Source organism: Streptomyces sp. NPDC096205, from assembly GCF_044763135.1.
Classification (GTDB): domain Bacteria; phylum Actinomycetota; class Actinomycetes; order Streptomycetales; family Streptomycetaceae; genus Streptomyces.
The window spans coordinates 102,852-111,838 of sequence record NZ_JBIWFS010000015.1 but is presented as its reverse complement, the minus strand read 5'-3'; the positions used below and the strand labels follow the sequence as shown (position 1 = coordinate 111,838).

General features: G+C 74.7%; 7 protein-coding genes. 4 read left to right on the top strand and 3 right to left on the bottom strand.

The features are described from left to right. Positions 1-147 precede the first annotated feature (147 nt). Positions 148-1,185 carry a LacI family DNA-binding transcriptional regulator gene (locus ACIQ6Y_RS39105; protein ID WP_404047625.1) on the bottom strand — a complete coding sequence of 346 codons (1,038 nt, stop codon included), beginning with the start codon at positions 1,183-1,185 and terminating at the stop codon, positions 148-150. A 169-nt stretch (positions 1,186-1,354) separates the two neighbouring features. On the opposite strand from ACIQ6Y_RS39105, the gene ACIQ6Y_RS39100 reads away from it, so the two are divergent. The 4 genes from ACIQ6Y_RS39100 to ACIQ6Y_RS39085 all read left to right on the top strand — a co-directional run bounded on the left by ACIQ6Y_RS39100 (position 1,355) and on the right by ACIQ6Y_RS39085 (position 5,187). After that, complete coding sequence (locus ACIQ6Y_RS39100) at positions 1,355-1,999, top strand: hypothetical protein (RefSeq protein WP_404047622.1); 645 nt, start codon at positions 1,355-1,357, stop codon at positions 1,997-1,999. Positions 2,000-2,077: 78 nt separating this feature from the next. After that, a complete protein-coding gene (locus ACIQ6Y_RS39095) occupies positions 2,078-3,556 on the top strand; it encodes a PucR family transcriptional regulator (RefSeq protein WP_404047619.1) in 1,479 nt (492 codons plus the stop codon). A 539-nt stretch (positions 3,557-4,095) separates the two neighbouring features. Further along, positions 4,096-4,332, top strand: coding sequence for a hypothetical protein (locus ACIQ6Y_RS39090; RefSeq protein ID WP_404047616.1), 237 nt, complete (start codon positions 4,096-4,098; stop codon positions 4,330-4,332). 114 nt (positions 4,333-4,446) lie between these two features. Further along, on the top strand, positions 4,447-5,187 hold the full coding sequence (locus ACIQ6Y_RS39085; protein ID WP_404047613.1) for a Type 1 glutamine amidotransferase-like domain-containing protein: 741 nt from the start codon (positions 4,447-4,449) through the stop codon (positions 5,185-5,187). Between the two features lie 2 nt (positions 5,188-5,189). Here ACIQ6Y_RS39085 and ACIQ6Y_RS39080 read toward each other — a convergent pair whose 3' ends face one another. Together ACIQ6Y_RS39080 and ACIQ6Y_RS39075 are read right to left on the bottom strand one after the other, a co-directional pair. Then, complete coding sequence (locus tag ACIQ6Y_RS39080) at positions 5,190-6,017, bottom strand: chitosanase (protein ID WP_404047610.1); 828 nt, start codon at positions 6,015-6,017, stop codon at positions 5,190-5,192. A gap of 120 nt (positions 6,018-6,137) precedes the next feature. Further along, complete coding sequence (locus tag ACIQ6Y_RS39075) at positions 6,138-8,942, bottom strand: SpoIIE family protein phosphatase (RefSeq protein ID WP_404047607.1); 2,805 nt, start codon at positions 8,940-8,942, stop codon at positions 6,138-6,140. Positions 8,943-8,987: the final 45 nt, after the last annotated feature.

The window sequence follows — 8,987 nt, the reverse complement described above, 5'->3', positions numbered from 1 at the left end:
GCCGGGGGGCCTCGCCGCGGCTTTTGCGGCCACCAACCCCCCCGGGTTTATCCGGGGGGGGGGGGCGGGGCGGGCCCCGGGGGGGGGGGGGGGGGCGTGGGGGGGGGGTGGGTGGGGGGGGGGGGCCCCCCCCCCCCGCGACCCCGCTCAGCCCAGCGGCGCTCCCACCGGCTCTCCGGTCGACTCCCGGACGCGCAGCTCGGGCGTCAGGACCTCGGACGCGGTCTCCTCGCCGGCGATGCGCCGCAGCAGCAGGGCGACCGCGCGCCGGCCCTGTTCGGCCATGGGGGAGTGGACGCTGGTGAGCGGCACGGGGAGTTCGGCGGCCAAGGGTGTGTCGTTGAAGCCCGCGAGGGCCAGGTCCCGGCCGAGGTGCAGGCCCAGGTCACGGGCCGCGCCAGCCGCGCCGATGGCGGCGAAGTCGTTCACCGCGAACAGGGCCGTCGGGCGCGCGTCGGAGGCGCCGGACCCTGAGCCGGTGAGCAGGGCGGTCGCGGCACGCCGGCCGCCTGCGGTGTCGAACGCGCAGTGCACGACCCGGTGCGCGGGCACGGGCAGCCCCGCCTCGCGGTAGCGCTCGACGAAGCCCTCCGTACGGTCGGCGCCCGTGCTGGCGAACGGCTCGCCCGCGAGGACGCCCACCGAGCGGTGCCCCAGCGCGAGAAGGTGCTCGGCGACCAGCCGCCCGCCCAGCCGGTCGTCGCACGTCACGGACGTATGACCGGCCCGGGTGCGGCGGTTGACCAGCACGAACGGCGTGCCGCGCAGCCCCGGCACGTCCAGCGCCGCCCCGTCCAGATGGGCGTCCCCGATGATCAGGCCGTCCACCCGGCGGGCCAGCACCATCGCGATCCGGTCGCGCTGGAGGGCCGGATCGTCATGGGTGTTGGTGACGAACGCCGACAGCCCGTGCGCCGCCGCGGCCTCCTCGGCCCCCTCGTAGACGGTCGCCATCACGATCTCGGACAGCCGTGGCACCAGCACGCCGATCAGATTGCTGCGCCGCGTCCGCAGGCCGGCCGCCAGCGGGTTGGGCCGGTAGCCGAGTTCGTCGGCGAGCCGCCGGATGCGCTCGGCCGTGTCCCCGGAGGCGGCGCGCACCCGTCGGTCGCGCGGGCCGTTGAGCACCCGGGAGACGGTCGAGACATGCAGACCGAGCCGCTCGGCGATGCCCTGCAATGTCACCGGACCCTGCTCCACCACGACCCCGCCTCTCGGTAGTTCTGTGTCGCGCGCACATTGTTGCGCAACCCGCTCCGGCCGATCCGGGCAAACGATTGGCCCAAACGATTGGGTGGGGCATACTGACGGCCCGCGCAAGCGACAAGACCGAGGGGATCAGAAGGAGTTGGACGTGACGGCGTTACGAAGAGCCGCTCTGGCCGTGCTGCTGGCCGGCGCCGTGGTCACCGGCTGCGGACAGGCGGAGGGATACCGGTCGGACGGCGCCGCGCCCACGAGCGCGAGCCCTTCGCCGGGAGAGGAGCTGGACGTCGACGACTGTGTCGCGAAGGACGACGCCCCGGGGCCGGCCGGCGAGTACGAAGAGGTGCCGTGCACCGACCGCCGGGCGGAGGCCACCGTGCTGGCGGTGTTCCAGGACACCGCCCCGGCCGACCCGCGCGACTGTCCCGAGCGGACCGACGACACCGTCGACGTACCGTGGGACGCGGGCAGCCGTACGGTCGTCCAGCTGGTCTGCGTCCGCAACCGCACGGCCCCGCACCCCGGGGACCCCGGCCAGGGCGGCGGCCCCCACCTGGTGGTGGGCGACTGCCTGCGCGTCGGCGAGGAGGGGTGGGTCGCGGAGGTCGTCTGCCGAGGCAAGTCCCCCGCGGACAGGGCCACGCACCAGGTCGTCGAGGTGCTGGTGGACCAACCGGTGAGCGACGGCATCCCCTTCGACGGCTGCGCCGCCGGTCTGACACCGGTGGTCCTGAAGAAGTGGGCCACGACGGACACCGGGGCCGAGGTCGCCTGCAGCCGGGAACTGGACTGACGCCCCCGGCGTCTTCCCAGGTCCCTGAGGTAACGTCCGGACGGATCAGGGGCGTACGACAGGCGAGGAGGAGGCGGCATGGCCGGCCGCGGCAGCGGAGCGCGGGACGGCGGGCGGTCCGCCTGGGCGGAGGAACTGCTCGGTCATCTGCGGCCGACGGGACGCGACCTCGGCCGGATCGCCGACTGGCTGGCGAGGACCGTGGAGGGCAGCGTCTGCCTGCGCGACCACGACGGCACCCTGCTCGCCGGACGCCCGATCGCGCTGGACGACGCGCTCGCCGCGGACGTCGGCGCCGGGCGCATCGCCACGGCGGCCGTGGAGGACGCCGGACGCCATCTGCGGCTGGTCCGGGTGGAGCGGCCGGGCCCGCAGCCCGCCGCCGTCCTGGCCGTGTCCCGCACGGAACCCTTCGACCGCCGGGCCTTCGACATCGTCACCCACACCGCCGCGGTCGTCGAACTCCTCCTCGGCGCGGGCGAGTCGGCACTCGCGTCCCGGCGCCTCGAACGCGCCGCCGCCGACCTGCGCCTCGCCATCCTGCAACTGCTCATGGTGGAGGACGCCGTCTCCGCCCGCCGGGTCGCCGCGGGCCTGTGGCCCGGCCTGCTGGACACCGACACCGCCCGCGTCTACGTCGTCGAGTGCCGGCCCGAGGACCGCGACCGGTTCGCCGAGGACTGCCTCGACGCCACCGGGGAGCGGGCGCTCGTCGTGCGCTGCCCGGCGGTCGACGCCCATGTCATCGTCGTCGTGCCCGACGACACCGCGGCCGAGCGGCTGCACGCGCTCGTCGGCGACCGCGCCGACACCTTCCTCGGCGGCAGCCGCCGGCACAGTCTCGCCCGTACCGCCACGGCGTACGGACAGGCCGTCAGTGCCCTGGCCGTGGCCCGCTTCCGGCCCGGCAAGGCGGCGCTCTACGCCGAACGCACCCACCCCGAACGGCTCCTGGACCCCCGGGCGCTGCACGGCTGGGCCGCGCGGCTGCTCAGCCCGCTCGACGCGCTCGCCCACCACACGCGGGCCGAGCTCCTCGCCACCACGCGCCTGGGGCTGGAGTTCACCGCCGTCAGCGCGGCGAAGATCCTCGGCGTCAGCCGCAACACCGTGCGCGCCCGCATGGAGCGCGTGGAGGCCCTGCTGGGCACCGACTTCTCCGACCTCGGGGTCCGCGCCGCCGTCCATCTCGCCCTGAACTCCCAGGCCGGGCTCACCGAACAGCCGCCGCCGCAGCCCGCCGGGGCCCGCACCGCGTTCGATGACCTGCTGACGGACGCCGCCCTGCGCGCCTGGTCCCGCGCCCTGCTCGGGCTGCTGGACGGCGACGGCCGCGACCTGCGCCGCACGCTGCGCGCCTGGCTCGCGGCCGGCGCCAACGCCGAGCGGGCCGCGCGGACGCTGGGCGTGCACGCCCAGACCGTACGCGACCATGTGCGCGGCGCCGAGCCCGTGCTGCAGCGCCAGCTCCTCGCCTCCGGCAGCGACCTGTACGAGGTCGTCCTGGCCCACCTCGCCCTCGGCGACCTCGCCCCGCCGGAGCTGCCCGCCGCGTAGCCCCGGCGGCGACGAACCGGGACCATCCGGGCGGGCTTGTGCACGGTTGAGTCCTCGGGGCGCCGGACCGGGCATCGGCACGGTTCCCAACCGGCGGATCGCGCACGTAGGTTCGGCGGGCCGCAGGGGCGCGACCGGCACGGGGGACCGGTCGGCCCCTTCGGCACCGACCGGCACGGGGGAACGAGTCCGGCCCTCCGGCGGCCGACCGGCATGGGGGATCGAGTCCGGCTCTTCGGCGGGCGACCGGCATGGGGGATCGAGTCCGGCTCTTCGGCGGCCGACCGGCATGGGGAATCGAGTCCGGCTCTTCGGCGGCCGACCGACACGGGAGACCGGTCGGTCCCTTCGCCGCCCGACCGGGACACGCAGGCGGCCACGCCCCGGGCCGGGCCGTGCCTTTCCGAGGCGATCTCCCGTGCAGGCGGTGTGTGCGGCCCGCGGGCGGGTACTCGGCCCGCGCCGACAAGATCCGTCACGCCCGGTGACCCGACCCGGGCCCGCGGATCCGCACCGAGAACCGCGAAGTGGAGGGCCGCATGACGAGTGGCACCGAGACCGGCCAGGTGACCGGTACACGGGACAAGGACTACAACCTCATCTGGTACGTGGAGGCGTGCCTGAGCAATGCCCTGCGCCTGGAGACGTACATCCAGGACGCCGAACGCGACAAGGACAGCGAGGTCGCGGACCTGTTCCGCAAGGCGCAGGCGGACAGCCGCAAGGGCGCCGAGCTGGGCAAGGACCTTCTGCGCTCGCGTCTCGCGGGCGGCTGACGCCACGGCCCGACGAGCCCGGTCCGTGCAACCGGTACGGACCGGGCCGTCGCCGTGCCCGCCCGGCCTCAGGCGCCCGGGACCGCACCCGGGGACGGCCGTTATGATCACGCCATGACAGCTCCGGAACCGACCGTCCTCGCCACCTCCGGCGGCCACCGCATGGGCCGGCGGACCCGGCTGCTGTTCGACTCCCTGGTCCACCACGCCGTCGAACTGTCCGGCGTTCACGGCCGGCGCCCCCGCATCCTGTACGTCGGCACCGCGATCGGCGACGCCGAGGCCACCGCCGCCCGCATGGCCGAGGCGGCCCGGGTGGCCGGCTTCGACCTCACCCCGCTGCAGCTGTTCCCGATGCCCAACCTGGACGACATGGAGGGCGCGGTCCTCGACAGCGACGTCGTGTGGGTCATGGGCGGCTCGGTCGCCAACCTGCTCGCGGTGTGGCGGGTGCACGGCCTGGAGCGGATCATGCGCCGCGCCTGGGAGGCGGGCGTGGTGCTCAGCGGGGTCAGCGCCGGTTCCCTCTGCTGGTTCCAGGGCGGCACGACGGACTCGTACGGGCCCGAACTGCGCCCCGTCACCGACGCCCTCGGCCTGCTGCCGTACGGCAACGGCGTGCACTACGACTCCGACGCGGGCCGACGCCCGCTGATGCACCGGCTCGTCGCGGACGGCACCTTCCCCGAGGCCCACTGCACCGACGACGGCGTGGGGCTCGTCTACCGGGGCACGCGGCTGGTCGAGGCCGTCACCGAGATCCCCGGCAAGGGCGCCTACGTGGTGCGCCGCGAGGGCGGCGAGGCGGTGGAGGAGCGCATCGAGCCGCGCCTGCTCCCCACCGCCCCGGGCTGACCTCAGTCGAGGTGGTAACTGTCCCCGTACACCCGCCAGTCCAGCGGGGTGTCCAGGTCGAGGTTGCCCGCGCGCAGGAAGACCCGCTGGGCGGTGTCCACCCGGCTGGTGTCGCTGTGCGCCTCCTCCTGCTTCATGGCCCACACCCGCGCGTCGAGGAAGGCGTGCAGGTAGCGCACCTCGTCCCCGCCGCGTGACGGCGGCTGGGCCGAGCGCAGCGCTCGGGCGCGGATGCTGCGGAACGAGGTCGCGTCCGTGCCGTCGCCGTGCATGACCAGGGCGTCGTAGTAGGCGAACTGGCCGAGTGTGCGCAGCCCGTCCGCCCTGCCCTGCCGTACGGCGGGGTCGAAGTAGACGCGGTCGCGTTCGTCGTTCTGGGCCTGCTGGAACGCCCCGTCCCGGGCGGCCCGGCGCCAGTCGCCGGGGTAGCCGGGGTCGAGGCCCTCGTGCGAGTCGGTGCCGTCGACCTCGCGCAGGGCGGGCAGATAGCGGGCCAGGACGTTGCCCGGGCGGCGCGCGGCGTACAGCTCGACCAGGTCGAGCATGTCGCCGGTGCCGGAGCAGAAGCCGATGATCCCGGCGGTGTAGCCGCGCCCGTCGCCGATGTCCTCGATGTACTTGTACTGGGCGCGCCAGTCGAGGGAGGAGTTCTCCGCGCTGGAGACCAGCTTCATGGCGATCTCCTTCTTCGCCGGGTCGTCCAGGCCGGCCGCCCGGTCGGGGGCGGCGTACGCCCGTGGGGAGCCGAGCAGCGGGGCCGACGCCATGGCGGCGCCGAACAGGGCGAGGAGGGTGCGGCGCGAGGCGCTCGCTGCGGTGAAGGGTTGCATCACGGGGCTCCGATTCCGTGTGGGGGGTGGGGAGTTGAGCGTGGTTCCGTGTGCCGAACTGATAGTAAGGTTTCCTATCAGACCCGCTCGCGCTTGACCACACCCCTTGCGAGAACTCCCTCACGGCAGCGGCTGCTCCGCCCAGATGACCTTGCCGTCGGCGACATAGCGCGTGCCCCAGCGCTCGGCGAGCTGCGCCACCAGGAACAGCCCGCGGCCGCCCTCGTCGGTCATCGCCGCGTACCGCAGATGCGGGGCCGTGCTGCTGCTGTCGAAGACCTCGCAGATCAGGGTGCGGTCGAACAGCATCCGCACCCGGATCGGCCCGGCGCCGTAGCGGATCGCGTTGGTCACCAGCTCGCTGAGGATCAGCTCCGTGGTGAACACCAGTTCCTCCAGGCCCCACTCGTCCAGCCTGCGGGTGACCGCGGCGCGCACCCGGCCGACCTCCGCCGGGTCCGACGGCACCTCCCACTCCGCGATCCGGTCCGCGGCCAGCGCCCGGGTGCGCGCCACGATCAGCGCGATGTCGTCGCCAGGCCGGGCCGGCAGCCGGGCGTCCACCACCGCCCGGCACGTCTCCTCCGGCGACGGCCCCGCCTGCTCCAGCGCCTCGCCGAGCAGCTCGAGACCGACGTCGATGTCGTGTCCCCGGTCCTCGACCAGGCCGTCGGTGTACAGCACCAGCCGGCTGCCCTCGGCCAGCTCCACGTCCGCGGTCTCGAACGGCAGCCCGCCGAGCCCCAGCGGCGGGCCCACCGGCACGTCCAGGAACTCGACCTCGCCGTCCGGCCGTACCAGCGCGGGCGGCGGATGACCGGCCCGCGCGATCGAGCACCGGCGCGTGACCGGATCGTAGATCGCGTACAGACAGGTGGCGCCAGTGACGGGTGCGCTGCCGCCCTCCTCCGCCTCGTCCTGGTCGATGCGCGCGACCAGCTCGTCGAGCAGCGACAGGAGCTCGTTCGGGGCGAGGTCCAGCGCCGCGAAGTTGTGCACCGCCGTGCGCAGCCGGCCCATCGTCGCCGCCGCGTGCAGCCCGTGGCCGACCACATCGCCCACCACCAGCGCCACGCGGGTCCCGGACAGCGGCAGGACGTCGAACCAGTCGCCGCCGACGCCCGCCTGCGCGGGCAGATACCGGTAAGCGATCTCCAGCGCGGACTGCTCCGGCAGAGAACGCGGCAGCAGACTGCGCTGCAGCGTCACCGCCATGGCGTGCTCGCGGGTGTAGCGGCGCGCGTTGTCGATGGCGACCGCCGCCCGCGCCGCCAGCTCCTCCGCCAGCGCCTGGTCCTCCTCGTCGAACGGCTCGGGCTGCTCGGACCGCCAGAGAGTGACCAGGCCCAGGATCAGCGCGCCCGCCCGCAGCGGCACCGTGATCAGCGAGTGGATGCCGTACTCCACCACCTGCCCGGCCCGCTCCGCGTCCTGCTCGTGCCAGCCGTACGCCTGGTCCAGGTCGGGCTCCACCACGGACTCGCCGGTCGCAAGGACGCGGGCCTGCGGGGAGGTCGGCACGAACCGGATCCGCTCGCCCACCGGGTACAGCGGCACGTCCTTGCGGATGCCGCTCAACGCCGTGCGGCGCAGCTCCGTGCCGGGCTCCGGCGGCTCACCGCCGAGCACCGCGTCGAACAGGTCCACGCTGACGAAGTCCGCGAACCTCGGCACGGTCAGCTCCGCCAGCTCCTCCGCCGTACGCGACACGTCCAGGCTGCCGCCGATGCGCACCCCGGCCGCGTACAGCAGGTCCAGCCGCTCACGGGCCAGCTCCGCCCGCCCGGACAGGGCGCGCAGCTCGGTGGAGTCGCGCAGGGTCGCCACACTGCCGGCCGGGCCGCCCGCCAGATCGGTGGGCCGCTGGTTGACCGCCAGCAGCCGGTCGCCGACCAGGTGCACCTCGTCCGTGGCCATCCGGGCCGAGCCCAGCAGGTCGGCGGTGTCCGGGTCCAGACCGAGCTCACGCACCTGCCGGCCCTCGGCGTCGGCGGGCAGGTCCAGCAGCCGGTGCGCCTCGTCGTTGGCCAGCAGCAGCTCGCCCTCGCCGCCGACGATGATCACGCCCTCGCGCACCGAGTGCAGCACCGCGTCGTGATGCTCGTACATCCGGGTCATCTCGTCCGGGCCCAGACCGTGCGTCTGACGCAGCAGCCGTCTGCTCACCAGCGCCGTACCGGCCAGCGCGAGGGCCAGGGCGGCCGCCGCCGCGCCCAGCACCAGCGGCAACTGGTCGTTGGCCGTGCCGCCCACATGCGCGGTGGTGATGCCGGCCGACACCAGGCCGACCACCGTTCCGTCGTCCGTCCTGACCGGCACGACGGCCTGGACCAGGCGGCCGATGGTGCCGTCGACCTCCTCGACCACAATTCCGCCGGCCTGCGCCGGGGCGATGTTCCCGACGAACTTCTTGCCGATGCGGTCCGGCTTGGGGTGGGTGTAGCGGATGCCGTCGGGATCGGTGACGACGATGAAGTCGACCTCGGAGGCCAGCCGGGCCGCCTCCGCGCGCGGCTGCAGCACGGCTGACGGGTCCGGGGAGAACAGCGCCTCGCGGACACCTGGTGCGTTGGCGAACGTCTGCGCCACCGCGAGCGAGCGGTTACGGGCCTCCGTCGTGGTGTCCACGCGGCCCTGGAGGACCAGCGCCGCCACCGCCGCGACCACCAGCAGCAGCACGATGACGAACTGGAAGACGAACACCTGCCCGGCCAGACTCCGGCCGCCGAGCGCCGCCCGCAGCGCCGCGAGCCGGCCCGGACGACGCCCGCCCGCAGCCGAGACCCGCCGCAGCCGCGGCCGGTCCGCCGCGTGCCGGGCGCGCGACTCACCGACCGGACGAGCACGACCGGGCGCCCGCACCGCGCGCGCACTCCCGAGACGGCGGGCCGGCCGAGTCCCGGACCGCCCCACAAGCCGGACCATGAGCCATGTCTACACTCCCGAGCCCCGGTAGGCGAGGGGTGTCAC

Excerpts from the sequence above, each read along its gene's own strand:
- ACIQ6Y_RS39085 (WP_404047613.1), top strand. The coding sequence starts at position 4,447 with ATGACAGCTCCGGAACCGACCGTCCTCGCCACCTCCGGCGGCCACCGC.
- ACIQ6Y_RS39090 (WP_404047616.1), top strand. The coding sequence starts at position 4,096 with ATGACGAGTGGCACCGAGACCGGCCAGGTGACCGGTACACGGGACAAG.
- ACIQ6Y_RS39075 (WP_404047607.1), bottom strand. The coding sequence starts at position 8,942 with ATGGTCCGGCTTGTGGGGCGGTCCGGGACTCGGCCGGCCCGCCGTCTC.
- ACIQ6Y_RS39095 (WP_404047619.1), top strand. The coding sequence starts at position 2,078 with ATGGCCGGCCGCGGCAGCGGAGCGCGGGACGGCGGGCGGTCCGCCTGG.
- ACIQ6Y_RS39080 (WP_404047610.1), bottom strand. The coding sequence starts at position 6,017 with ATGCAACCCTTCACCGCAGCGAGCGCCTCGCGCCGCACCCTCCTCGCC.